This window comes from Streptococcus sp. 32226D021BW (assembly GCF_053545015.1).
The window spans coordinates 29733-53932 of the sequence record NZ_JBPPVC010000012.1 but is presented as its reverse complement, the minus strand read 5'-3'; the positions used below and the strand labels follow the sequence as shown (position 1 = coordinate 53932).

General features: G+C 42.7%; 24 protein-coding genes and 2 pseudogenes. 3 read left to right on the top strand and 23 right to left on the bottom strand.

The window, feature by feature from the left end; all coding sequences use genetic code 11:
- Positions 1 to 120: 120 nt before the first annotated feature.
- The 5 genes from ACEE44_RS08270 to ACEE44_RS08250 form a co-directional block, all read right to left on the bottom strand.
- Positions 121 to 960 carry an HAD family hydrolase gene (locus tag ACEE44_RS08270; RefSeq protein ID WP_171999726.1) on the bottom strand — a complete coding sequence of 280 codons (840 nt, stop codon included), beginning with the start codon at positions 958 to 960 and terminating at the stop codon, positions 121 to 123.
- 139 nt (positions 961 to 1099) lie between these two features.
- Positions 1100 to 2860, bottom strand: coding sequence for a dihydrolipoyl dehydrogenase (lpdA, locus tag ACEE44_RS08265; protein WP_158455638.1), 1761 nt, complete (start codon positions 2858 to 2860; stop codon positions 1100 to 1102).
- Between the two features lie 269 nt (positions 2861 to 3129).
- Positions 3130 to 4515, bottom strand: coding sequence for a dihydrolipoamide acetyltransferase (locus ACEE44_RS08260; protein ID WP_449171896.1), 1386 nt, complete (start codon positions 4513 to 4515; stop codon positions 3130 to 3132).
- A gap of 217 nt (positions 4516 to 4732) precedes the next feature.
- The gene (locus tag ACEE44_RS08255) at positions 4733 to 5728 is read right to left on the bottom strand and encodes an alpha-ketoacid dehydrogenase subunit beta (protein WP_014638601.1); all 996 of its coding nucleotides are present in this window, start codon (positions 5726 to 5728) and stop codon (positions 4733 to 4735) included.
- A 52-nt stretch (positions 5729 to 5780) separates the two neighbouring features.
- Positions 5781 to 6749 carry a thiamine pyrophosphate-dependent dehydrogenase E1 component subunit alpha gene (locus ACEE44_RS08250; protein WP_002942391.1) on the bottom strand — a complete coding sequence of 323 codons (969 nt, stop codon included), beginning with the start codon at positions 6747 to 6749 and terminating at the stop codon, positions 5781 to 5783.
- 233 nt (positions 6750 to 6982) lie between these two features.
- Here ACEE44_RS08250 and ACEE44_RS08245 point away from each other — a divergent pair, with 233 nt between their 5' ends.
- The gene (locus tag ACEE44_RS08245; RefSeq protein WP_449171895.1) at positions 6983 to 7642 is read left to right on the top strand and encodes a trimeric intracellular cation channel family protein; all 660 of its coding nucleotides are present in this window, start codon (positions 6983 to 6985) and stop codon (positions 7640 to 7642) included.
- Between the two features lie 42 nt (positions 7643 to 7684).
- Here ACEE44_RS08245 and ACEE44_RS08240 read toward each other — a convergent pair whose 3' ends face one another.
- The 13 genes and pseudogenes from ACEE44_RS08240 to ACEE44_RS08180 all read right to left on the bottom strand — a co-directional run bounded on the left by ACEE44_RS08240 (position 7685) and on the right by ACEE44_RS08180 (position 18976).
- Positions 7685 to 8830, bottom strand: coding sequence for a carbohydrate-binding domain-containing protein (locus ACEE44_RS08240; protein ID WP_248054931.1), 1146 nt, complete (start codon positions 8828 to 8830; stop codon positions 7685 to 7687).
- 164 nt (positions 8831 to 8994) lie between these two features.
- A complete protein-coding gene (locus ACEE44_RS08235) occupies positions 8995 to 9672 on the bottom strand; it encodes a colicin lysis protein (protein WP_449171894.1) in 678 nt (225 codons plus the stop codon).
- A 298-nt stretch (positions 9673 to 9970) separates the two neighbouring features.
- Entirely contained in the window at positions 9971 to 10324 is a 354-nt protein-coding gene (rbfA, locus tag ACEE44_RS08230) for a 30S ribosome-binding factor RbfA (RefSeq protein WP_024379497.1), read from the bottom strand.
- Between the two features lie 121 nt (positions 10325 to 10445).
- Positions 10446 to 12701: pseudogene (gene infB, locus ACEE44_RS08225) on the bottom strand (translation initiation factor IF-2); the annotation flags it as partial.
- A gap of 429 nt (positions 12702 to 13130) precedes the next feature.
- Positions 13131 to 13208, bottom strand: a pseudogene (locus tag ACEE44_RS08220) (translation initiation factor IF-2 N-terminal domain-containing protein); the annotation flags it as partial.
- A gap of 32 nt (positions 13209 to 13240) precedes the next feature.
- Complete coding sequence (locus tag ACEE44_RS08215) at positions 13241 to 13579, bottom strand: YlxQ-related RNA-binding protein (protein WP_449171893.1); 339 nt, start codon at positions 13577 to 13579, stop codon at positions 13241 to 13243.
- Positions 13536 to 13832: an RNase P modulator RnpM gene (gene rnpM / locus ACEE44_RS08210; protein ID WP_105109335.1), complete on the bottom strand. Its 297-nt coding sequence runs from the start codon at positions 13830 to 13832 to the stop codon at positions 13536 to 13538. The genes ACEE44_RS08215 and rnpM overlap by 44 nt, the downstream gene beginning before the upstream one ends.
- A 16-nt stretch (positions 13833 to 13848) precedes the next feature.
- On the bottom strand, positions 13849 to 15003 hold the full coding sequence (gene nusA, locus ACEE44_RS08205) for a transcription termination factor NusA (RefSeq protein ID WP_449171892.1): 1155 nt from the start codon (positions 15001 to 15003) through the stop codon (positions 13849 to 13851).
- A gap of 39 nt (positions 15004 to 15042) precedes the next feature.
- Positions 15043 to 15513, bottom strand: a complete 471-nt coding sequence (gene rimP / locus ACEE44_RS08200) for a ribosome maturation factor RimP (protein WP_172022657.1) — start codon at positions 15511 to 15513, stop codon at positions 15043 to 15045.
- A gap of 214 nt (positions 15514 to 15727) precedes the next feature.
- Positions 15728 to 16363 carry a tRNA (guanosine(46)-N7)-methyltransferase TrmB gene (trmB, locus tag ACEE44_RS08195; protein WP_449171891.1) on the bottom strand — a complete coding sequence of 212 codons (636 nt, stop codon included), beginning with the start codon at positions 16361 to 16363 and terminating at the stop codon, positions 15728 to 15730.
- Positions 16360 to 17154: a cell cycle regulator CcrZ gene (gene ccrZ, locus ACEE44_RS08190; protein ID WP_449171890.1), complete on the bottom strand. Its 795-nt coding sequence runs from the start codon at positions 17152 to 17154 to the stop codon at positions 16360 to 16362. Before ccrZ ends, trmB begins: the two co-directional genes overlap by 4 nt.
- Positions 17155 to 17207: 53 nt before the next feature.
- Positions 17208 to 18245, bottom strand: a complete 1038-nt coding sequence (locus tag ACEE44_RS08185) for an ABC transporter permease (RefSeq protein WP_449171889.1) — start codon at positions 18243 to 18245, stop codon at positions 17208 to 17210.
- Positions 18242 to 18976 carry an ABC transporter ATP-binding protein gene (locus ACEE44_RS08180; RefSeq protein WP_449171888.1) on the bottom strand — a complete coding sequence of 245 codons (735 nt, stop codon included), beginning with the start codon at positions 18974 to 18976 and terminating at the stop codon, positions 18242 to 18244. Before ACEE44_RS08180 ends, ACEE44_RS08185 begins: the two co-directional genes overlap by 4 nt.
- 61 nt (positions 18977 to 19037) lie before the next feature.
- On the opposite strand from ACEE44_RS08180, the gene ACEE44_RS08175 reads away from it, so the two are divergent.
- Both ACEE44_RS08175 and ACEE44_RS08170 read left to right on the top strand, forming a co-directional pair.
- Positions 19038 to 19451: an HIT family protein gene (locus tag ACEE44_RS08175; protein WP_449171887.1), complete on the top strand. Its 414-nt coding sequence runs from the start codon at positions 19038 to 19040 to the stop codon at positions 19449 to 19451.
- A gap of 1 nt (position 19452) precedes the next feature.
- Positions 19453 to 19749 (top strand): chemotaxis protein, encoded by a 297-nt coding sequence (locus ACEE44_RS08170; RefSeq protein WP_332410736.1) that lies wholly within the window; start codon positions 19453 to 19455, stop codon positions 19747 to 19749.
- A 37-nt stretch (positions 19750 to 19786) separates the two neighbouring features.
- Here ACEE44_RS08170 and ACEE44_RS08165 read toward each other — a convergent pair whose 3' ends face one another.
- From ACEE44_RS08165 to ACEE44_RS08145, 5 genes are all read right to left on the bottom strand, one after another.
- A complete protein-coding gene (locus ACEE44_RS08165; RefSeq protein ID WP_449171886.1) occupies positions 19787 to 21019 on the bottom strand; it encodes an LCP family protein in 1233 nt (410 codons plus the stop codon).
- Complete coding sequence (locus ACEE44_RS08160; RefSeq protein WP_449171885.1) at positions 21019 to 21543, bottom strand: N-acetyltransferase family protein; 525 nt, start codon at positions 21541 to 21543, stop codon at positions 21019 to 21021. The genes ACEE44_RS08165 and ACEE44_RS08160 overlap by 1 nt, the downstream gene beginning before the upstream one ends.
- Positions 21536 to 21976 carry a tRNA (adenosine(37)-N6)-threonylcarbamoyltransferase complex ATPase subunit type 1 TsaE gene (gene tsaE, locus ACEE44_RS08155; protein ID WP_449171898.1) on the bottom strand — a complete coding sequence of 147 codons (441 nt, stop codon included), beginning with the start codon at positions 21974 to 21976 and terminating at the stop codon, positions 21536 to 21538. The genes ACEE44_RS08160 and tsaE overlap by 8 nt, the downstream gene beginning before the upstream one ends.
- Positions 21977 to 22078: 102 nt before the next feature.
- Positions 22079 to 23743 carry a DAK2 domain-containing protein gene (locus ACEE44_RS08150; protein WP_449171884.1) on the bottom strand — a complete coding sequence of 555 codons (1665 nt, stop codon included), beginning with the start codon at positions 23741 to 23743 and terminating at the stop codon, positions 22079 to 22081.
- A 2-nt stretch (positions 23744 to 23745) separates the two neighbouring features.
- Positions 23746 to 24111, bottom strand: coding sequence for an Asp23/Gls24 family envelope stress response protein (locus ACEE44_RS08145; RefSeq protein ID WP_002939192.1), 366 nt, complete (start codon positions 24109 to 24111; stop codon positions 23746 to 23748).
- Positions 24112 to 24200: the final 89 nt, after the last annotated feature.

The following is a 24200-nucleotide window of genomic DNA, read 5'->3' as shown; positions in this document are numbered from 1 at the left end:
GCCAGATTTCTTACTATGAATTTAGGTTTTGCCTGCTGTTCAGTAACAATCCCACTCTTATCTTATCAAATTGTTAGCGGTTTTGCAATACCTTTAAACACTCGTTCTCAAACTAGTAACTCACAACAAACCCAATTTTTCAAAGGCATTGTAGAGGCCGTTTTCTTCGACATCGTCAGTAATCATATCTGCCATAGCCAAGATTTCTGCTCCGCCATTTCCCATAGCAACACCAGTAGCACAATAGTTCAGCATGGGAATATCAATTTTAGCATCCCCAAAAGCGATGGTATCCACTTGGTTTGCACCTATGTGATCCAACAAAACTGAGATGGCGTGGGCTTTGTTGATGTCTTTGACACCTAAATCACCAAATAGTGCTGTCTCGCCACGGCCTCCCCAGGTGTTTGCAACCAGTTGCGGAAAGGCTTCTTTGGAGTCCAAATGATCCTGGTAGGAGTCGAGTAGAAAACTGACTTTATTCAAATCATCTCGATACAATTCTCCATCAAACACTATCCCGTGTATGACATCTTCTACTTCTTGATTGGCAACCTCTTCGGCAGTTTTCCCTTTGTTCATGGAATATATCCGCAGGGTTTCACGAGCACGTTCACGGAAATTCTCACTGGCAAAGAGCCCGTTGTTGCTTTCCAGATAAAATTCCAAACCACGTTCGTGAAGCCAGTCTACAATCGCTCGGCTATCATCTTTTGAAATAACCTGATGCATGACCACCTGTCCTTGATGCTCGACATAAGAGCCGTTGCCACCAATCATTCCGTCAAGACCAATCTCCCATAGTTCTGGTTGCATTTCCGCCCGACTTCGACCTGTACAGACATAAACCAAGTGCCCATTCTCTCTGGCCTGTCGAATGGCACGAATGGCAGATTCTGGAATCCGATTATGATAGTCAACCAAGGTTCCATCCACATCTAAAAAAATTATCTTGCGCACACTATATTCTCCTTACTATTTTTCTACTACAAGTATAGTCTGTTTTTCTATCAAAAAACAGTCGAAAACTGCGAAAGAATAATACTATCCTATGAACTTGGAAAAAGAAAGCCAATCGACTTTCTTTTTGCTTATCTGATTATTTGCGTTTTGGTGGGTTGTGGATTGCAACACCAAGCACATCGAGAAAGGCTTCATACATAACTTCTGAGAAGGTTGGGTGACCGTGGATAGATGCTGCCACGTCGTCAACTGTCAACTCAGATTCCATGATAGTTGCTGCTTCGTTGATCATTTCAGCTGCAACTGGACCGATGATGTGAACACCAAGGATTTCATGGTATTTCTTCTCAGCGATAACTTTTACAAAACCATGTGCTTCGTTAGAAGCAATGGCACGACCATTACCAGTGAAGCTGTTGCGACCGATAAGGATGTTTTCTTTACCGTATTTCTCGATAGCCTGGTCTTCTGTCAAACCAACCATAGCGATTTCTGGGTGAGTGTAAACCGCTGCTGGTGTGAAGTCCAATTTAGCCTTGTGGTGGTTACCGTGGATGGCATTTTCAGCTGCCACTTCACCCATACGGTAAGCAGCGTGAGCCAACATCTTAGTACCGTTAACATCACCTGGTGCGTAGATACCTGGGATAGATGTTTCTTGGTATTCGTTGACCTTGATACGACCGCGGTCTAGTTCAAGGTTAAGATTTTCAAGACCAGCCAATTGTGGTACACGACCGATTGAAAGAAGGGCTTTTTCAGAAACGATTTCTGAGCCGTCGTTCAATTTGATGGTCAACTGGTTGTTGGCTTCAACGATCTCAGATACACCAACGGAAGTCAAGAATTTCATACCTTTCTTAGAAAGGACTTTTTGCAATTCTACAGACACTTCGCGGTCCATACCCGGAATAATACGGTCTGCCATTTCAACAACTGTTACTTCTGTTCCATATGATGCGTAAACCAAACCAAGTTCCACACCGACTACGCCACCACCCATAACAGTGAGTGACTTCGGAATTTCACGCAAGTCAAGGATATCATCAGAAGTCAATACCAACTTAGAATCGATACCTGGAATGTTGATGCGGGATACTTTCGAACCTGTTGCAAGAACGATGCTACGACCTTTAATGACCTTGTCGCCGATAACAACAGTCTTGTCAGGGTTTACTTGACCAAGGCCGTTGAAGATTGTTACCTTGTTAGCTTTCAAGAGACCTGCTACACCGCCTGTCAAGGTCTTCACAACCTTGTTCTTGAAGTCAACTGTCTTGTCCATATCAACGGTGTAGTTTGTTGAAGCAAGGTTGATACCACGCTCAGCCGCAATCTTCAAGCCGTCAAGGATTTCAGCATTTTTGAGGTAGGTCTTAGTTGGGATACATCCCTTGTTCAAGCAGGTACCGCCAAATTCTGATTTCTCAACGATAGCGATTTTACCGCCCAATTGAGCACCGCGGATAGCGGCGTAGTAACCAGCAGGACCACCACCGACAACAACCATGTCATACTCGTCAGCTGCCAATTCAGCCTTAGGAGCTTGTGGAGCTGCTGCAGGAGCTGCAGGAACTTCCAAACCAGCTGCCTTCAAGTCAGCAGTTGCTTGTGCAACCTCAGCTGGAGCAGGTGCAGCACCCACTTCAACTGTTTCACCTTCTGCACCAAGGTAAGCAATAACTTCTGTTACAGGAACTGTCGCACCGTTACCATGAACGATTTTCAAGAGAACACCTGACTCTTCCGCTTCCAATTCCATGCTTGTCTTGTCTGACATCATCTCCAAGATAACATCACCTTCGTTGACAAAATCACCCTCTTGTTTTTTCCACTCGATGATTTCGCCTTCTTGCATATCTACACCAAGTTTAGGCATAATAATTTCAATTGCCATAGTTATGATACAAAGAACGTCAAATGCGACAGAATTTTAGGAGTCCAACACAGGATGCTTGCATCCAAGGCGGACTATCTAAATTCCGAAGCATTTAGTTCGTGTTCAAATGTCACGAACTCGTTCTACATCCTTTCTTTATTTTTTCTCTTTACCAAATTGAGCACAGGCTAAAAACCTATTGAAAAAGATAAATCGCCTCGTGCCTCAAGGCACATCGTTGATTTCCTATTTTCATACGGTTTTCTTAACGCCTTTTGCATCTTATCTCAGATCAACAATTCCAATGGGTTTTCCAACAAGTTCTTCAAGTCAACCATGAACTTAGCACCATTCATACCGTCAACGATACGGTGGTCAATGGTCAAGCAGAGTGCCATGATTGGACGGATCTTGATCTCACCGTCGATAACAACTGGTGTTTGAACAGTAGCTGCAACACCAAGGATGGCTGAGTTTGGTTGGTTGATGATTGGGTTAAAGGTTTTAGTACCAAACATACCCAAGTTGGTGATAGAGAAGGTTGAGCCTGACATTTCAGCTCCCTTCAACTTACCAGATTGAGCCTTCTTGATGACATCTTTTGAAGCCACCACGAAGTCAGACAAGCTCATCTTATCTGCACCATGAACAACTGGTACGACCAAGCCTTCATCCAAACCTACCGCGATACCAAGGTTGACAAACTTGTGCAACTCGATTTCTTGTGCATCGTTAATCAAAGATGCATTCATATAGCGGTGTTCTTCCTTCATCAAGGTACGAACCACTGCAAGACCGATCAAGTCAGTAAATGTTACTTTCAAACCAGTCTTGTTCATGATTGGCTCAAGGACTTGCTTGCGAAGCGCCATGAGGTTGGTCATGTCGATATCGTAGTTAAGCGTAAAGGTTGGAGCTGTCAAGTAAGAGTTAACCATACCTTTTGAAATCGCCTTACGCATTGGACTCATCTTGATGATTTCAACGCCTTCTGGCAATTCTTTAGCTGGTTTCTCTTCAGCCTTCGGTGCTGGCGCAGCAGTTTCTACCGCTGCAGGAGCAAGTACTGCAAGAACGTCGTCCTTGACAATCTTACCATTGACACCTGAACCTGTAAGGGTTGACAAATCAACACCTTGGTCTGCTGCAATACGGGCTGCAAGCGGAGTTGCTTTTGGAGCTGCTCCCTTGAAGTCTTCAACGTCAGCCTTGTGGACACGGCCATTTGCACCAGTTCCTGGCACAAGTCCTAAGTCAATACCAAGCTCACGCGCCAATTTACGCGCAGCTGGCGTTGCACGAACCTTGCCTCCACCTTGTGGTTTGGCAGCAGATGCAGGAGCAACGATTACTGGTGTACGACCTGCAGGTACTTCTTCAATAGCCGCTGCTGGAGCAACTGGAGCAGATGAAGCGCCGGCTTCAACCGTCTCACCTTCAGCACCTATGTAGGCAATAACTTCTGTTACAGGAACGGTAGCACCGTTTCCGTGAACAATTTTCAATAGGACGCCTGACTCTTCTGCTTCCAGCTCCATGCTAGTCTTGTCAGACATCATTTCCAAGATGACATCGCCTTCGTTGACGAAATCGCCCTCTTGTTTTTTCCACTCGATGATTTCACCTTCTTGCATGTCCACACCGAGCTTAGGCATAATGATTTCAATAGCCATTTTTAAGATACCAAGTCCGAACAGAAAACGATTGAAAAATAGAAAATCCTCATTTTCGTAGTGAATTATCTTTTCTCCTAGTTTTCCGGACGGGTTCAATTCCTTTCTTTCAGTTTCTTACGTAACCAATAAACCAGACCGTTTCATCAAGGCAGGTCAAATACTGGCTACACTCTTTCAAACAGGGCTAGGACGGTTGCCCGTCCTTTCATGATTCTTAACCCTTGTTTACTTGCTTGTAGATTGCCGCTTTGATTTTCTCTACGTTTGGCAATACTGCGTTTTCAAGAATGTTTGCGTAAGGAACTGGTACATCGTCTGAAGCGATACGGATGATTGGTGCATCCAAGTAGTCAAAGGCTTCGCTTTCTGTGATGATTGATGCGATTTCACCGATGAAACCACCTGTTTTGTAAGCATCGTTGACCAAGATAACCTTACCAGTTTTCTTCACTGATTCGATGATCAATTCTTTATCCAATGGGATAAGGGTACGTGGGTCAACCACTTCTACGCTGATACCTTCTGCAGCTACTTCTTCAGCCGCTTTCAAGGCACGTTCCAACATACGACCGTATGAAATAATGGTTACATCAGTACCTTCACGTTTGATTTCACCCTTACCAAGTGGAATGTAGAAATCAGGATCCAAGTTCACTTCTTCTTTTTTACCGTAAAGAGCTTTTGGCTCCAAGAAGATAACTGGGTTGTTATCAAGGATAGATGATTTCAAAAGGCCTTTTGCATCGTTAGCAGTACCTGGTGCAACCACCTTGATACCTGGAATGTGGGTCAACCAAGCTTCAAGAGATTGTGAGTGCTGTGCTGCTGAACCAATACCTGAACCAGATGCCACACGGAAGGTTACAGGTGTTTTCAAGCCACCACCAAACATGTAGTTTGTTTTGGCAGCCTGGTTAACAATCGCGTCAAGTGCAATTGTCACGAAGTCCATGAAAGTCAAGTCAACGATTGGACGAAGACCTGTTTGAGCTGCACCAACTGCAGAACCAGCGATTGCTGCCTCAGAGATAGGCGTGTCGCGAACGCGTTTTGGACCAAATTCGTCCAACATACCAACAGATGTACCGAAGTCACCGCCGTAGATACCGACGTCTTCACCCATCAAGAATACTTTTTCATCCTTACGCATTTCTTCGCTTTGAGCCAAGTTAATCGCTTCACGCAAGGCCATTACTTTTGTTTCAGCCATTTTAAAATTTCTCCTACTAATATCAAAAATTTTCTTCAATCTAGACAGTAGACTAGTCTACAAACACATCCTCGTAAGCTACTGAGATGTCTGGATCTGGGCTTTCTTGTGCGAATTTCACAGATGCTTCTACTTGTTCTGCAACTTGTGCTTCGATGGCATCCAATTCTTCGTCAGTCGCAATCTTGTTCTCTGTCAAGTATTTGCGGTATTTCTTAAGTGGGTCTTTTGCTTTCCACTCGTTTACCTCTTCTTTTGTACGGTAAACACCTGCATCGGCAGTTGAGTGACCAAACCAGCGGTATGATTCAACTTCGACCATGGCTGGTCCGTTACCTGCACGAACATACTCAATAACTTCTTGCATTTTCTCATAAACGGCAATAACGTCGTTTCCATCTTCCACATAGTGACCTGGCATACCGTATGCAGCAGCACGTTGGTAGAGGTGAGGAATCTTAGTAGAATAAGAAATGTCAGTTGAAATACCGTAACGGTTGTTAGTGATAAAGAAGATAACTGGCAAATTCCAAACAGCTGCCAAGTTCATTGATTCGTGGAATGAACCTTCGTTTGTCGCTGAGTCACCTGAGAAGGCAATAACGATATTATCTGTACCGAGGTATTGTTGAGTAAGGGCCGCACCTACTGCAAGGGCATAACCACCACCTACGATACCGTTTGAACCAAAGTTTCCTTTTTCAACGTTGGCCAAGTGCATAGAACCACCACGGCCTTTAGATGTACCTGTTGCTTTACCAGCAAGCTCTGCCATCATACCGTTGATATCAATACCTTTTGCAATAACGTGACCGTGACCACGGTGGTGTGAGAAGATGATGTCTTGCTCTGTCAAACCAGCGATTGGTCCGACAGCTGCCGCTTCTTCACCAACTGAGAAGTGAGTCATACCTTGTACGAAGCCACGACGCACCAATTTATTCAATTTCATGTCAACATCACGGATTTGTTGCATTTTTAGAAACATATCCAAGTGTTGTTCTTTTGAGATAGATACCATAATTTCCTCCAAAGGTTTTTTCTCTTTCTGTACTATGATAGACCAATATTTCACAAATGGCAAGTATTTGAACCGTTTTCTTATTTACTGAAAATTTCGTGAAAACACTGATTTTCCTGCTATTTTTTACTACTGCTTCACTTTTTATTTTTTCATTTGTTCTTTATTTCACAAACTTTTGGACAGACTTGTCAGCCTTTTTTCTTTTTGTTATTATATAGATGGAGGTGCCTATGGAATTTGATTTATTTCTTATAATTTGCAACTATATCGGTACAATCGCTTTCGCTGTTTCAGGTGCTGTCAAGGGATTCAATAAGAAACTAGATATTTTTGGTATCTGTCTACTCAGTATCATCACAGCTGTGGGTGGCGGTATCATTCGTGATACCATGGCCAATCATATCCCAGCTGCCTTAACAGACCCCAAGGCTATCTACCTTTCTATCGGTGTAGCCATTATCATGTATGTGATTGTCATCAATATGAAGCAAGACCAGCTACTGGATAAAAAAATGATTATTTTACTTTCCCAGACCAATCTGGTCTTTGATGCCATCGGACTAGCCATCTTTGCCCTTATCGGTGCCAATACTGGAGTTGACCTTCAACTAAACGCCATGACAACTGGCATCTTGGCCGCTCTAACAGGTGTAGGAGGGGGGATTGCCCGCGATTTACTGGTTAATGAAACGCCCATCGTTCTGAAAGAAGATGTTTATGCTGTGCTAGCCTTCTTTTCTGGCCTTCTCTACCACCTTTGTATTGTCGATTGGCAATTACCACAAATTCCCATTTTTATTAGTATTTTTTCTATTAGTCTGATTATTCGACTCTTGGTCATCAAGTATAAGATTAACCTCCCAAATATGGATAGAAAACGAAAGGTCTGAGTTGCTCAACTCAGACCTTTTTCTTATCCTATATTCAGTTTTTTACCAGCCACCGCCAGGACCAGTTGCTACAATCTGGCTAATTTGTTGGCCATTAACAGTTACTGTACCACCTGTCAATTCAGCAGTTCCGTCAAAGTCAAAGGCTGATGTTGGAGCTGTCACATCAATAGTACCACCTGATACATAGATATCACCATTGGCATCAAAAGCATCAGTATCCCCACTACCTACTGCAACTTTCAAATCACCACCAGTCACTTTTATAAAGATGTCAGATGAAATTGTACTTGCCGCGTTGATAGCATCATCTGAACCGTAGACATCTAATGTGCCACCATTGATGGTAATATTCGTTCCTTCCATAGCTTCTGCTGATTCTGGAACAGTAATCGTCCCTCCATCAATTGTTAGTGCGGTTTCTGCTTTGATGGCATCATCACCTGCCTTCACAGTGATAGCACCACCAGTAATCGTTGTATAACCTTTTGTTGTATCCGTGTCATTTGTTGACTTGATACCATCACCACCTGCAGTTACATCAATGGCGCCACCATTGACAGTCATCGAATCTTTCCCTCGAATACCGTCATCAACTGCTGTTACTTTGATATTGCCAGCATTGACAACCATGTCATCCGTTGAAACAATACCGTCTTGGAAGTTTGCTTCAACTGTTAGATTTCCATTACCAGTAATAGTCAAATCTGCTTCAACATGGATAGCACCTTCAATGTTTGTATCTGAGTGGTTGCTAGTATCTTTTACAGTATTACTAGTTCCGTCTTTGATTTCCAATTCAACATTACCAGCCTGAATGACATTGATAGCAGCAGTATCTGAACTTGAGATTTCTGCACCTGCTAAAACGATACGGACATTGGCATCTGTTTCAACTGTTACACCTGCAGTTGTTGACCCGGTCAGGATATAGGTACCACCTTCTGTAATGTTCAAACCATCATTTGAGAGTGTTACTTCTTTTGTTGGAAGGGCTGACCAGTCAATTGAAGAAGTATTCGAAGTCGATGAGGTTCCGTTGCTTGTGGTTGAAGCGACATTCGTTTGACTAGTTGTTACAGAACTTGAGGTCGTTGTCGAACTGGAAGCTGTCGAACAAGCGGCCAAGACACCTAAACTCATAAGAGTGACGCCAGAGTAAAGAAGTTTTTTAAGATTTGTTTTCATAATGTAAATTCCTTTTCTTTCTTTAGGAAGTTCGCTTGCCTTCCTGATATGCTCTTAGTTTACTCCTCATTCCTAAAAGAAAGATTAAAGATAGCCAAAAGAAAACTTAAAGTATTTTTTCAGAAAATCAGCAAAAAGGACTGGTAATCCAGCCCTGAAAGCTATTATTTTTCCAATTTGGTCCAAGTTAAGCTTGTCAAATCAAGCAAAGCAGCGGTTTCCGGCCTGCTAGTATCCTCTGAAATCCTCTTCAATCCTGGAATCATAGCCTGGTACTGATAGATTCGGAAAACACCCTCTGCTTCAAAAAGATAAGTCCCATCCTGCAAGGGATAGAGGCGAGCATCTGGACCAATCTCAAACCCAATGTTTCGGAAATTGTCCACCAAGCGCAAGCCTTCACCAGCAAGCTGAGTATAAAGATCAATTAAGATATACTCTCCTGACTTGTCCAAAGCCAAGAGCAGCTCCTCTGCTCCATCATGATTGATATCATACAAACTATAAAATAGTCCGCTATATTCATAAGTTTGATTTGTCAACAAGGTTAGATGACTGCTAACTTCATCTTGAGAAAGAACTTCAGCGGTCTGGCCTAGACCATCCTTGTAGCGCTCGAGAATAGATTGGTAGGCAATTGGCATGCTTATCTCAGTCGTCGAAATCTCTTGCTTACTTGAACTAGAGGAAGTGGCTACAGAAGATGATGGGCTAGAACTGGTCGCAATCTGATTAGAGGAAGTAGAGCTAGGACTACTCACTTTTGGCACCTGACCGCCTTGACATGCTACCAGCAAACATACAGTAGAAAGAAGCAACAACCTAGTCAAATATGTTTTCATGATATTCTCCTTTTGAAATTCTGTTAAAGCAAATAAAAAATTTTTAGCATAACAGACATTGATACGATATCATTATACCATATTTGCAGTCCTGCCGTTCATTTTTATTAAGGTCTTTTACTACTAGTCAACGATAGCAGACATAACTGGTTAGACAAGGAAACAGTAAATGAAAAACTAAGGTAAGATACTTAGACGTATGAATAACTCCATTTCCCTATTCCCAAAATAGTTTGAGCAGGCTACACAAAAACTTTCCAACGTAAAAAGCCGAATGTTGCCATCCGACTTTCCTATCTTAATCTTTTTGCTCAAGGGCACGCAACATTTGGTCAATTTTGTTGCCGTACTCAATGGATTGGTCTTTTTCAAAGACCAAATCAGGAATTTTATAGAGGGTCAGCTTGCGACCTAGTTCTCTCTTAATGGTTCCTGTTGCTTTTTCAAGACCTGTTTGAGCTTTTTGGTTGTCAGAAGCCAGGTTACTCATAATGGTATAGTAAACCTTTGCCATAGACAAATCTCCGACCATCTGTACATCAGTGATGGTCACACCTTGTACACGGGGATCGCGAACTTTCTTTTGCAAAATCTCATTGACTTCACGCTTGATTTCCATCCCAACACGGTCTGTTCGAAAATGGTTTGCCATATTATCTCCTTTCTCGAATGATAGAAAAGCTGAGTTTCCTCAGCTTAACATTGTTTCATAAGAGGGCTTCGGTAGAACGAATATCTCTGTTCCCTTGACACCCTTGCTTTTTAAAGAGCTGTTATTTCTTAATTTCTTCCATGATGTAGGCTTCGATGGTATCATCTACACGGATGTCGTTGTAGTTTTCAATCATCAAACCACCTTCTTGGGCGTTACCGACTTCTTTCACGTCATCCTTATAGCGCTTCAAGCTTCCCAATTTACCATCGAAGATAACAACGCCATCACGAATAACACGAACACTTGAATCACGGGTAACCTTACCACGTACGACCATGAAACCACCGATTGTTCCGACTTTAGACACCTTGAAGGTTTCACGGATGATCGCTTCACCGATGATTTTTTCTTCGTACTCAGGATCCAACATCCCTTTCATGGCATCTTCCATCTCTTCAATCACCTTGTAGATGATGCTATGGAGGCGAACTTCTACATCATCTGCTTCTGCTTGATTACGAGCCTCAGCAGTTGGACGTACGTTGAAACCAATTACAAGGGCATTTGATGCTTCTGCAAGTGTAATATCAGACTCGTTGATAGCACCTACTGCAGAGTGAACGATATTGACGCGCACGCCTTCCACTTCAATTTTTTGAAGGGATGAAGCAAGTGCTTCAACAGAACCCTGTACGTCAGCCTTAATGATCACATTAACTGACTTAACTTCACCTGCTTTAAGAGTATCAAAGAGGTTTTCAAGGCTAACTCGTTGCGTTGCTTGACGCTGTCTAAGAAGGGCACGTTTGGCACGCTCTTCACCAGCTGCACGCGCAGATTTTTCATCCTCATAAACTGCGAAATGGTCACCCGCCATCGGAGCTTCATTCAAACCTGTGATAGAAATAGGGGTTGATGGACCAGCAACCTTGACACGACGACCAAGGTCATTTGTCATAGCACGAACGCGACCGAAGGTATTTCCGACAACGATTGGGTCTTGAACATTAAGAGTTCCTTGTTGAACAAGAAGGGTTGCGACAGCACCTTTACCTTTGTCCAAGTGAGCTTCGATAACCGTACCGATTGCACGTACAGTTGGGTCAGCCTTGAGTTCTTGGATTTCAGCTACAAGAAGCACAGTTTCCAATAATTCATCGATATTTTGGTTGAATTTAGCAGAAATTTCTACGAACTCAGACTCACCGCCCCAGGCAGTTGAAATAACTCCGTGTTCAGCCAATTCACCGATAACACGTTCTGGGTTTGCACCTGGTTTGTCAATCTTGTTGATAGCAACAATGATTGGAACGTTGGCAGCTTTAGAGTGGTTGATTGCTTCGATAGTCTGTGGCATAACTCCGTCATCAGCTGCAACGACCAAGATGGTCAAGTCGGTAACAGATGCACCACGAGCACGCATAGATGTAAAGGCCGCGTGTCCAGGCGTATCCAAGAAGGTAATCTTCTTACCGTTTTCTTCGATTTGGTAGGCACCGATATGCTGAGTGATACCACCTGCTTCACCTGTTGCGACACGAGAATTACGAAGTGTATCCAATAATGTCGTCTTACCATGGTCAACGTGTCCCATGATAGTCACAACTGGTGGACGCTCTGTCATTTCCTCTTCATTGAGGTAGCCCTCTTCGACGAAGAAACGCTCGATATCAGCATTGTCAACCTCAACCTTTTCCTTGGCCTCAATACCATAATCTACCATAAGGAGTTCGATGGTGTCGCCATCTAGAGATTGGTTCTGAGTTGCCATAACTCCCATGAGAAAGAGTTTCTTGACGATTTCAGCAGGCTCACGCTTGATCCGTTTTGCAATTTCTGCAACGGTCATGCCAGCTGTGTATTCAAATTCTGTTGGCAATTCGTGGAACTTGCGTTCAGTTGCTGGCTTGACAGGTTGGTTACTCTTGCCTTTTTTGTTTTTCTTGTTGTTATTCCAGTTACTATTTCTTTGATTTCTCACTTGATTTTGACTATTTCGATTTCTTTGTTGTTTCCGTGGACCATCTTCTTCGTCACTATTAAAGTCACGTTTCTTGTCTGGTCGAGCTTGTTTCTTACGACGAGTATCAGCATTTGCTGTTTCAATTGGAGCGGCCTCAGGTTTTACAAAAGGCTTTGTTTCCACAATCGGTTCTTCGAACTTGATTTCCTTAGGTTTCTTCGGTTGCTTTTTAGCCTCCTGCGCCTGACGGAAACGTTCTTCGCTGGTACGAGCATATTCTGCATTTTGCTCTGCTTTTAAGGCTGCTGCACGCGCTTTGAAGTCAATCTTAGGAGCTGCTGGTTTTGCAACCTCTTTTTGCTCAAAACGTGCTGATTGAGCAGGTCGATTGTCTTGACGACGACTATCACGATTGTCGCGACGGTCGCCAAAACGATTATCCTTGCGTTTATCTACACCTTGTTCACGTCGGTTGTCACGACGATCATTTCGTTCGTTAGTTGGACGGCCTTGGCCTTGCTGTCGGTTGTCACGACGGTCTTGACCATGTTTATTTTGTCCACCTTTACCTTGAGCACGTTTGGCTGCCTGCTCCTTGGCACGTGCTTCCCGTTCTGCCTTAAAGTTACGGCTCTGTGGACGGTGTGGTGTTGCTGGAGTAACTGCCTTCGGTTCTTCCTTGTTAGCCGGAACTTCTTCCTTCACCACTGGAGCCTTGCTTTCAGTCGGTTTCTCAACAGACTGAACCTTCTCTACTGGTTTTGGAGCTTCTGCTTTCTTAGTAAAGCTGTCAGCCAAACGTTTGGCACTTGCTTCATCTACACTTGAAGCATGGCTTTTGACTTCAAAACCCAATTCTTGAGCCTTAGCAACAACTTCCTTACTGCTTACGCCTAATTCTCGGGCAATTTCATTCAATCTCTTCTTAGACAATGCCTTGTCCTCCTGTTCTATTCCATAATAGACCTCATCTTCTTTGTAAATCCAGCGTCTGTCACCGCAAGGACTTTTCTGGCCTTGCCGACAGCTGCACTCAATTCCAGTGTTGAAAACACTGTTACAACTTCTACTTGATAGGTATGACTTTTATCTGATATTTTTTTACTTAAATTTCCAGCAGCATCGTCAGCTAGGAACACCAACTTTGCCTGCTTTTTTTGGATAGCATCTACAACTAATTCTTCGCCTGAAACCAAGCGTCCTGCTCGTTGAGCTAACCCCAATAAATTTAAAATTTTCTGTTTCTTATTCCAGTCCAAGTTCTCTCCTCTTGACCTTGTGATCAACATAGGCAATCAATTCATCGTAGAACTCTTCAGCTACTTCCATGCTAAATGAACGGTCGAAGACACGACGTTTTTTAGCTTGAGTAGCTTCAGTATTGTCTAGTTTGATATAGGCTCCGCGACCATTTGCCTTACCCGTTGGATCGATAAATACTTGACCTTCTTTATTTTTTACAATACGGAGCAAATCCCGTTTGTCGATGATTTCACCGGACACCACAGACTTGCGCAAGGGTATTTTTCTAGCTTTTGCCATGGTTGCTCCTTTTGTTCTATTCTTGTTCTTCTGTAAATTCTTCCGCGACTTCTTCTACAAGCTCTTCTGTTGCATACTGAGCCGCCTCAAATGCCTCATATTCGGTAGCAGACTTGATGTCGATACGGAATCCGGTCAAATGGGCTGCTAAACGAACGTTCTGACCACGACGACCGATTGCCAAGGACAATTTATCATCTGGCACAACAACCGTAGCATGCTTGCCATCTTCTGTATCAAACAATACTTGGTCAACTTCTGCAGGAGCGAGAGCATTGTAGATAAATTCTGCTTCATCTGCTACCCACTCGATGACATCAATATTTTCCTCAGTTGGAATCATGCGGTCATTTTTAGCATCGTAACGAGCTGGGTGGAACTTGCTGGTGATTTTCTTGATATTTGAACCACCACGGCCAACGATTGTACCGATGGCATCTACGTTTGGATTATGGCTACGAACAGCCACTTTCGTACGATCTCCAGCTTCACGGGCAACACTCATGATTTCAACTGTTCCATCGTATACTTCTGGAATTTCCTGTTCCATGAGACGTTTGATCATTTCTGGATGGCTACGGCTGACAAATACGTTAACACCACGACCATTGTCTTCTACCTTGTAGACATAGACTTCGATGCGATCATGAGATTGGAAAACCTCACCAGGAATTTGGTCTTGTTTTGACAATTGTGCTTCAATCGTACCAAGGTTGACATAGATAAAGCGATTATCAAAACGCTCTACCGTACCTGACATAATCTCATTTTCATGTTGCTTGTAGGTATTGAAGGTAATGGCACGCTTTTGTTTGCGCATCTTTTCCATGATGGTCTGTTTAGCTGATTGAGCAGCTACACGTCCAAATTCCGCTGGGTCTTCTTGGAATTTAATTTTGTCACCCATTTCATAAGCTGATGAAATAGCCAAGGCATCTTTTAGACTAATTTCTAGTCGGCTATCAAATACTTCATCTACTACTTCACGAACAGTAAATACTTGGAAATCAGCCTTCTTCTCATCAAACTCGATAACTGCTGACTCAGCTTGTCCATAGCGGCGCTTATAAGCAGAACGAAGTGATTCTGTCACTGCATCAATAATATCCGCCTTGTTAATACCCATGTCTTCCTCTAAAATACGGAAGGCTTCTAGCATTTCTCTACTCATTTTGATTTCCTTTTGATGTCAAAAGGTCCTTTCTTACACTTAAATTTTAACGGCCAAACGTGCCTTAGCTACTGTTGAATATGGAATGGTCACTTCTTTTTTACGGGTCTTGTCCATGTACTCCATGACCAAGTCTGTACCATCAAAAGATAGAAGAGTTCCTTCAAAAATCTTGACTTTGTCAATAGCCTGATAGAGCTTGACATGGATGTATTTCCCAACAGCCTGGGTAACTGCATCCGCTGTCTTCAAGGGACGTTCCAAACCTGGACTGGTCACTTCAAGCATATACTGCTCTGGGAAAGGGTCCGGCTGAATGGTATCCAAAAGCGGACTAATGACTTCTGATAAATCTGCCGTATCTTGAAGGGAAATCCCCCCTTCCTTATCAATGAAAATAGACAGGACATAGTCACCACCCATTTTGCCATATTCCACATCTACCAACTCATAGGGAGCCTGGATAGCTGGTGCAATGGTAGCCGTGACTAAATCAACAATTGATGACATAGGCACCTCCTTTTACAATTCTAACCTGCTGCAATCTGCATACAGGGAAAGGGTTGACTGACGTCAACCCCCTTTTCTCTTTATTTCTACTCTGTATTCTACCACAATTTCTAGCACCTGTAAAGGAAAACGATAAGGATAGAAATTGTAAACGTTACCTATCTCATCACATAAAAATAAGGAGTCCTTCTGGATTCCTTATTTGCTTATCTTATTAAAATCTTGCTTCCACACGATAGATGACCTGACCCTTGTTTGAGAATTTCTCCTCATACTCCGTCATGACATTTCCTTCAAGCCCATCTGCATGTAAATCTAACCAAACCTGCTTCAAGACCATACCGTATTGGGAAAAGCTAGCCAGGCTATATTCGAATAAACCACGGTTGTCCGTCTTAAAATGAATTTCCCCATTATCAGGCAAGATTTCCTTGTAGGTATCCAAGAAAGACTTATAAGTCAACCGGCGTTTTTCATGGCGTTTTTTTGGCCATGGATCAGAAAAATTTAGATAGAGCTGATCAATTTCCGCTGGGGCAAAATAGTTGGTCAAGCTAGACCCATCAACCTGCAAAAGTTTAATGTTTGGTAGACCTGCTTCAAGCACTCGGTCCAAGGCATAGCTCAAGACCGTCATCTGAATATCAATACCGATGTAGTTAATATCCGGATTTTGTGCTGCCATGCCTGTCACAAATCGACCTTTACCAGACCCAACCTCAATATGAATGGGATTATCATTCCCGAAAATTTCTGCCCATTTCCCCTTACACTCCTCTGGATTGGAAATAACATACTGGGGATTGTTTGCTAGGAGCTCACTGGCTCCTTTACGATTTCTAACTCTCATACTTCCCTATAAAAACTCTGACGGAATTGACGCAGAGCGTAAATTTCTCTATTAGCTGCCAAGGTGTTGTAACTTTCAACATGCTTGGCAATTTGATTGAGGTAGGCCAATTGACCATACCAATAAATCTTATTCAAGACGGTTTGATTATACTTATACCCGTAATCACGGAGCCATTCTTCCCAAGCCTGACGTGGAATGTAGTGGGTCAAAATATAGGCCACATCAACCATACGATCGGTCACACAGGCTGTTTCCCAATCCGTCAAATAAATGAAACCTGAAGTTGTTTCAACCCAGTTGCTATGGTGCAAATCACCATGTACAAAGGTTGCTAGCTCCTGACGGAACCTCGGCAGATTGTTCAACAAATCCTGACAAACCGATTGTAAGTAAGAATTTTGAAGTAAAATAGGTGGTACTTCATCCTGCCAACGACGGACCAAATCCTTAGGCTCTAGATAGGTATAATTCATTTGCAAGGCCTGATTGAGCAAGATGCGCGAAAAATGCATCCGCACTAAAATTTGGCGAACCTGCTTACTGGTCATATCCTGACACTCCAAGGTACGACCATTGAGCCATTCCTGCTCCACACGGTGACCCATTCCTACCTCCCGATTTGCCGACAAAACAGGCGGTGTAATTTGTTCGCGAGCCAGTGCAGACACGATAGGAGGCATTTCATACTTTACAAAGACTTGCGTTCCGTCTGACCGTAGGCCCTTAAACGCTTTGCCACTATTTCCTGCAATAGACTGTAACTGTAGCCCACTGGTATCAAACTGCATGCCTTACCTCCTTTAAAAATTCCCTACTATTTTACTAATTTTCAGCTATTTAGTCAATCAATTTTTTTCAATTTTATCGGTAAATAAACTTCATGTAGAAAAATACATACGATTGGTAAAATGGCTACCATGATTTTTTCTTGGATAAATAGCAGAGCGACTACCGTTTCCACGACTAAGAGCCCATATAAAATAACCCGAAGCAAGTGCTGAAAATCTTTCACTTTAGCTTTTATATCCAAAGGATAAAGCTGAGTTAGGTACTGGTAATCATAGTGCTTATAGAGCCCCAACAGCTGAAAGAGGAGCAAATAATGAAATACTAAAACCAGACCAAGAGAGAGCCAAGCCTCTTCAATAGCAATCAAGGATAGAAGGGCCAAAAAGACTAAACGCAGGGTCAAACCCAAATAATCCCCTGCCCGTAAAAAAGCCCGCAAGTACAAGTTAAACCAAGTCTGACGAGAAGTGACCAACCGCAAAATACCATCCAAATACCTTCTTGGCTTGACGGTCGCACTAATTCCTTTCACGGTCGTAAAAAGGGCAAAGAAGCGCAGGATAGTTTGCTTTCTCTTCTGCTCATCCTGAATGGCTGTTGACCAGTTCAAAACACCTTGTTGCTGGTAGGTTGCTAGCTGGTATTTTACTAGAAAATACTTGGCAACAAGCAAGACCACTATATATACAACCACCATCCAGATTTCCAAACCCAGCTTCAGATAAATGGGTAAGAGCAGAAGCTGGACCAAGACCTGCAAGCTAGACCAAAGCATGAATGAACGACGACTTGCAGCTACCAATTCTTCTAAAACTTCCTTCTCCCTAGTTAATAGGAAAATTTGGTCAGCTTCCTCCAAATAAGTCGCCATTCTACCTGAAAACAAAATCAAGAAACTGACCGCAAGGACAATTAAAGTAATCGGCCAGGAATTTTTGGGAAAAGTTATCAAGAGTTGTCGATACTGCAAACTCAAAAATCCCAGAAAAATCATGAGCACCAAGACAAAATGATCATTCAAGACATAGCGCAGATACTTGGAACACCGTTCTAGAAAATCTCGTCTGCGTTTTTGAAACAAAGCTCTCATCCGACCGCTCCTTCTTGGGTCAAGGCTAGGTAAATATCATTCAGACTAGCACCTTCCATACCAAATTGAGTCTGCAAGTCCGCCAAATTCCCTGTCGCTCTCACCTGTCCTTGATGCAAAATCACAAAGGAATCACACATCTTTTCCGCCGAGTCCAAAACGTGAGTAGACATGAGAATAGAAGTCCCCTTTTCCCTTTCCTCTTCCAAGAGAGCAATCAAATCTGCAATGGCAACTGGGTCCAAACCCAAAAATGGCTCATCAACAATTAACAAGCTCGGCTCTACCAGGAAGGCACAGATAATCATGACCTTTTGTTTCATGCCCTTGGAAAAGTTGACCGGATACCAGTCTAACTTTTCTTCCAAACGAAAGATTTTCAGCGATCTCTCTGCTCTCTCCCAAGCCTCTTCCCATGGCAAATCGTAAGCCATTGCCACCACTTCCAAGTGCTCTTTTAGCGTCAACTCCTCGTATAAACTAGGTGTTTCAGGGATAAAACCAATCTTCTTCCGATAAATTTCAGGAGCCTGAGCCAGCCCTTGGCCGTCAATCAAAATTTGCCCCTGATAAGGCGTTAAGAGGCCGATGATTTCCTTGATAGTCGTTGATTTCCCAGCACCATTTAGACCAATCAAGCCGACCAATTGACCATTTTCAACCGTGAAGGTAACATCTTTCAAGACAGGGATATTGACATAGCCCCCTGTTACATTTTTAACTTCTAACATACATTTATTCCTATAATTTGATATAATTATTATAACAGAAATCCTAGAAAGAGGGCGTATTATGTCAGATTGTATTTTTTGTAAAATTGTAGCTGGGGAAATCCCAGCCTCTAAGGTCTATGAAGATGACCAAGTTCTAGCCTTTTTAGACATTACTCAGGTCACCAAGGGACATACCCTAGTCATCCCTAAAAGTCATTACCGAAATGTCTTAGATATGGACGCCGAGGCAGCTGGACAACTCTTTACTGCCGTTCCAGCTATTGCCCGTCAATTGAAGGAAAAATTGGGCGCTAGTGGTTTAAATATTGTCAACAACAATGAAGAAGCAGCTGGACAAACAGTGTTTCACACCCATATCCATCTCCTGCCTCGCTTTGACAAGAACGATGGTCTGGACATTCAATTTAAGGTCAATGAACCTGATTTTCCTGCCCTAGCCAATTTGGCTCAAGAAGTCTATCTAGGAGAATAAGATGAAACTTCGCAACCTCCTCTTAGCCCTATCTGCCGCTAGTGCTACCTATCTGGCCATCTCCAACCGAGAAAAAATTGCTAAAGAAGTCAAGGATACCAAGCAAATTATGACTGATATGGAAGCAAGCAAAAGCAATATCCAGGAACAACTTGCCATTATCCAAAGTTTCAAAGAGCCACTAGAGAGCCTAGCAAATGATTTACAATACAAAAGCCGCGTCTATCAGCAAAGTATCACAGGAAATCTGGAAGAAATCCAAAAAGTAATGGCAAAATATAACAAAGAAGAAAAATAGGACAAAGAAAATGAGATTGGAAATCCAACCTCATTTTTTATTGTCCTTCTTCTGTTTGTGTTTCTATTCCAACTTCAGTCGTTTCAGTTTCTTCTAGTTCAGAAGAATTTGATGGTAGGTTTGGCGAACTTGCAGTCCCTTCTGGCAAATCGCTGGCTGATGTCCCTGTAAAAGCCTCTATATCAATCGCTTCTGCCAATGGATTTGCTTCAATCTCTAAAAGTTCGGTGAAAGCATTATACACATCGATGGTGCTAGGTAGACCGACCTGTCCCTCATATACCTTGACATTGGTTGTAAGATCTGTCTTAGCATCCAAACCAATAGATGTTCTCAAGACATTTTGCATTTCCAATAAATGCTGGGTCGGAGGCAACTGGTAGTAAACCTCCTCAACTAGCTCATCCAGACCTCTCAATTGATAGGAATGTAAATTCCTAATCGAATCCTTATAACCCAACAACTCTGGAATAGTTGCCGTGCTGATTTCAATATTGGTCCGCATATTGTTGGAAATAGCTGTTAAAATCTTCTTGTACTGAGTAAAACCATCTAGTTGCAAGAGTTTCTTGACAATAGCTGTAATGACCTCACGCTGACGGCGTTGACGACCAATATCTCCTTCTGGATCGTCGTAACGCATCCGTGCATAGACCAGAGCCTGATCACCATTTACCAGACGTTTACCAGTTGGTACAATGGATGTATAAGCGGGTTCATACTCTGAAATGGAAATCGGGAAACCTAGTGTATTATTGACTTCAATCCCACCTACTGCATCAACTAGCTCGACTAGACCATCCATATTGATTTCAATGTAACGATCAATGTTGATATCCATCATTTTTTCAATGGTAGCAATAGCCATAGGAGCCTGCCCGTAGCTATAGGAGTGGTTAAGTTTTTCTACCGTTCCTGTCGATTCCCCATTGGCTTCAGCAATTTCCACCATAATGTCTCGAGTCAAACTCATCATAGTGGTTTCTTTTGTCTGCGGATTTACCGTGACCAAGATCATCGAATCACTCCGCCCTTCTTCCCAAGCTCCACCACGTGTTGCTTGGTCCATATCCACCCCCATCAAGAGAATAGTAAGAGGCTCCGTTGCATCAATAGGCGTAATTTCCTCTTCTCCATCTAACTGCCTAAAGGTTTTTGAAATCGCATCTGTCGAAAAGTTTAACAAACTAATCCCATAGGCAAATCCAGCTCCAAGTGTCAGAACTATAATCGCCAAAGACATTAAGACTATTTTTTTTCCAATTGTCATCATTCACCAATTAGCCTACCCATGTAATAAAGGTCAAGCCATTCCCCTTCATCTGTTCTAGCACCTCTTACTTGAGTACCTTCAATTGTAAATCCAAGTTTCTGGTATAAATGAACTGCTGCTTGATTGCGGACCTGAACTGTCAATTCCAATCGTTTCAAGACATCCATTTCCTGAGCCCACTCGATAACCTCATCCAGTAAAATGGTCCCCAAACCATGTCCCCAGTAATCTTTTTTTATCGCAATGAAAATATTCCCGATATGGCTGATCCGAAACTGCCTAGAAGACTTAACTGAGATGGCGCCGATAACCTCCGAACCAACTTTTGCTAGCAAGCAAAGTTCGCCAGGATTTTCAATGCCAGCTTCAAAAATCCTTTCCATCTCTTCAGAACTAAAACGAAAGCCTGATTCATCCATAACCAGATAATCCGATTCTCTAGCCACTTGGTTCATAAAATCAATAAAGGCTACCGCGTCAGTTGGCTCAGCCTCACTAAAATACACTTCTTTTTCAGCCATTCTGTATTTCCTCAGCCAATACTTGACTTTTAGCCCCATGAGCCTCAAAAGTCAGACGACGACCGTCTTCTTCCTTCTCGATACGAACGAGCAAATAATCATCCAAAAGACTTGCGTCCAACAATTCTCCCCATTCGATAACCGTCACACCACCCCCATAGAGAAAATCATCTAAATCAATAGAATCCGGATCGTCACCGATCCGATAGACATCTAGATGGTAGAGAGGCATTCGACCTTCATACTCACGAGCAATGGTATAAGTCGGACTTTTAATCATCTGGTCAATATCCAAACCCTTAGCCAAACCCTTGGTCAAAGTGGTCTTGCCTGCACCTAAATCGCCCGACAGGACTAGCACTTGATTGGCTTTACAAGCCCTACCAATTCGCTCACCAATTGCAATCAATTCATTTTCATTTTGACTATACATACCTGATATTATACCATAGCCAATCGGCTTTGTCATAGGTCTACTGGAAATTATAGACAAATCGACAGAAAAAAATCGCAAGCCTAAGCCTGCGATTTTCGTTTATTCTACGCTGAAAAGATATGGATAAACCGGTTGATTTCCTTGATGGATTTCAACCTCGACATCTTCAAAGTTTTCTTCTAATTGGGCTGCAAGTGTCTGAGCCAATTCCTCATCACCATCTTCACCGATATAGATAGTTACGATTTCGCTATCTTCGTCCAGCATTTTCTCAAAGGTAGCAACAAGTGTCTCCATCATATCTGGGTTAGAAACCACAATCTTACCATCAACCATACCAAGGTTGTCATTTTCATGGATTTCAAGACCATCGATGGTTGTGTCACGGACTGCAGTTGTCACGCTACCGCTTTTCACCTCTGCAAGAGATGCCGTCATCGCTTCAAAGTTACTTTCCAAATCATGACTTGGATCAAAGGCAAGCAAGCTAGTAAAACCTTGTGGCAGAGTCTTGGTTTCCACAACCTTAACTGCAACTTCTGCAACTTCAGCAGCCGTCTGAGCAGCCATCAAGATATTTTTGTTGTTTGGCAACAAGATGACATTGCGGGCATTGACCAATTCAATAGCATTGACAAAATCTTCTGTTGATGGGTTCATAGTCTGACCACCTGAAATCACATAGTCAACACCTTGTGACTTAAAGATTTCAGTCAATCCCTCACCTGCTGCAACAGCGATAATGCCATATTCTTTTTGTTCAGCTGGTTTTTGGAAAGCTTCTTCTTTTTCAACCTGCGCTTCATGTTGTTCACGCATGTTGTCCACTTTTACCTTGACCAAACTACCATATTGAAGACCCGCCTGCATGACCAAACCTGGATCTTCCGTATGGACATGGACTTTAACGATTTCATCATCGTTGACAACTAGGAGAGAATCCCCAAGATCGTTGAGGTAGTTACGGAATTCTTCATAATCAAAATCCTTAACATAAGTAGGACCTTGACGAAGAGCTACCATGATTTCGGTACAATAACCAAAGGTAATATCTTCAGTCGCTACATGCCCTGCAACTGACTTGTGGTGCTCAGCATTGATCATTTCAGACATAACAGCTGGTGTCGCTTCAAAATCCTCCGACGCAATGTACTCACCTGTCAAAGCTGACAAGAAGCCTTCGTAGATGTACACCAGACCTTGGCCACCTGAATCGACAACTCCAACCTCTTTCAAGACTGGCAACATTTCAGGAGTTTTCTTGAGGGCACGGTTGGCACCTTCAAGGGTAGCACGCATGACCTCAACCGCATCATCTGTTTCTTCTGCTTTTTTTAGGGCCGCTGTTGCAGCTCCACGAGAAACTGTCAAGATAGTTCCTTCAACTGGTTTCATTACAGCCTTATAGGCCACTTCTACACCATGTTGGAAGGCCTGCGCCAAGTCCTTACCGTCCAATTCAACCTTGCCCTTGACAGACTGACCGAAGCCACGGAACAATTGTGACGTAATAACACCAGAGTTTCCGCGAGCACCCATAAGCAAACCTTTTGACAAGATTTGAGCGACTTCACCAACCGTATTTGCTGGCTTATCCGCCACTTCTTTGGCACCATTTGTAATGGTCATCCCCATGTTGGTCCCCGTATCTCCATCTGGAACAGGAAAGACGTTTAATGAGTTCACATATTCGGCTTGTTTATTCAGACGAGTAGATGCTGCCTGCACCATTTCTTGAAATAAACTTGTTGTAATTTTAGACACAATTATTCTCCTACGACTTTAATATTTTGGATAAAAACATTAACGGCATCAACAGAGATACCCAATTGATTTTCCAAGTTGAATTTCACACGTTCTTGGATATTGCGAGATACTTCACTGATTTTCACACCGTAACTCATAACAGTGTAAACATCGACTGCAATGCGACCATCTTCCAAGGTCTTAATAACAACACCTTTGGAGTAATTTTCCTTGCGTAAAAGGGCCTGAAAATTATCCTTAATCGCAGACTTACTAGCCATACCAACAACACCGAAAATCTCAGTCGTAGCACCACCGACAACTGTGGCAATCACGTCATCAGTCAATTCAATCTGGCCGTCTTTTGTATTGATTTTTACAGTCATAATTCCTTACCTCAAATAGTTTTATCACTCCATTTTACCACATTTTCTGTATTCTGTAAAAGACAAGCTTGTGACAGCTGAAAGGAAGA

Coding starts and splice junctions, on each gene's coding strand:
- ACEE44_RS08160 (WP_449171885.1), bottom strand. CDS start 21,543: ATGGCTGAAAAAGAAGTGTATTTTAGTGAGGCTGAGCCAACTGACGCG.
- ACEE44_RS08215 (WP_449171893.1), bottom strand. CDS start 13,579: ATGTTGATCACAAGGTCAAGAGGAGAGAACTTGGACTGGAATAAGAAA.
- ACEE44_RS08170 (WP_332410736.1), top strand. CDS start 19,453: ATGAAACTTCGCAACCTCCTCTTAGCCCTATCTGCCGCTAGTGCTACC.
- lpdA (WP_158455638.1), bottom strand. CDS start 2,860: ATGGCAATTGAAATTATTATGCCTAAACTTGGTGTAGATATGCAAGAA.
- rnpM (WP_105109335.1), bottom strand. CDS start 13,832: ATGGCAAAAGCTAGAAAAATACCCTTGCGCAAGTCTGTGGTGTCCGGT.
- ACEE44_RS08255 (WP_014638601.1), bottom strand. CDS start 5,728: ATGGCTGAAACAAAAGTAATGGCCTTGCGTGAAGCGATTAACTTGGCT.
- ACEE44_RS08240 (WP_248054931.1), bottom strand. CDS start 8,830: ATGAAAACAAATCTTAAAAAACTTCTTTACTCTGGCGTCACTCTTATG.
- ACEE44_RS08245 (WP_449171895.1), top strand. CDS start 6,983: ATGGAATTTGATTTATTTCTTATAATTTGCAACTATATCGGTACAATC.
- ACEE44_RS08165 (WP_449171886.1), bottom strand. CDS start 21,019: ATGACAATTGGAAAAAAAATAGTCTTAATGTCTTTGGCGATTATAGTT.
- ACEE44_RS08175 (WP_449171887.1), top strand. CDS start 19,038: ATGTCAGATTGTATTTTTTGTAAAATTGTAGCTGGGGAAATCCCAGCC.
- ACEE44_RS08260 (WP_449171896.1), bottom strand. CDS start 4,515: ATGGCTATTGAAATCATTATGCCTAAGCTCGGTGTGGACATGCAAGAA.
- ACEE44_RS08180 (WP_449171888.1), bottom strand. CDS start 18,976: ATGTTAGAAGTTAAAAATGTAACAGGGGGCTATGTCAATATCCCTGTC.
- ACEE44_RS08235 (WP_449171894.1), bottom strand. CDS start 9,672: ATGAAAACATATTTGACTAGGTTGTTGCTTCTTTCTACTGTATGTTTG.
- nusA (WP_449171892.1), bottom strand. CDS start 15,003: ATGAGTAGAGAAATGCTAGAAGCCTTCCGTATTTTAGAGGAAGACATG.
- ACEE44_RS08145 (WP_002939192.1), bottom strand. CDS start 24,111: ATGACTGTAAAAATCAATACAAAAGACGGCCAGATTGAATTGACTGAT.
- tsaE (WP_449171898.1), bottom strand. CDS start 21,976: ATGTATAGTCAAAATGAAAATGAATTGATTGCAATTGGTGAGCGAATT.
- ccrZ (WP_449171890.1), bottom strand. CDS start 17,154: ATGCAGTTTGATACCAGTGGGCTACAGTTACAGTCTATTGCAGGAAAT.
- rimP (WP_172022657.1), bottom strand. CDS start 15,513: ATGTCATCAATTGTTGATTTAGTCACGGCTACCATTGCACCAGCTATC.
- ACEE44_RS08250 (WP_002942391.1), bottom strand. CDS start 6,749: ATGGTATCTATCTCAAAAGAACAACACTTGGATATGTTTCTAAAAATG.
- rbfA (WP_024379497.1), bottom strand. CDS start 10,324: ATGGCAAACCATTTTCGAACAGACCGTGTTGGGATGGAAATCAAGCGT.
- ACEE44_RS08185 (WP_449171889.1), bottom strand. CDS start 18,245: ATGAGAGCTTTGTTTCAAAAACGCAGACGAGATTTTCTAGAACGGTGT.
- trmB (WP_449171891.1), bottom strand. CDS start 16,363: ATGAGAGTTAGAAATCGTAAAGGAGCCAGTGAGCTCCTAGCAAACAAT.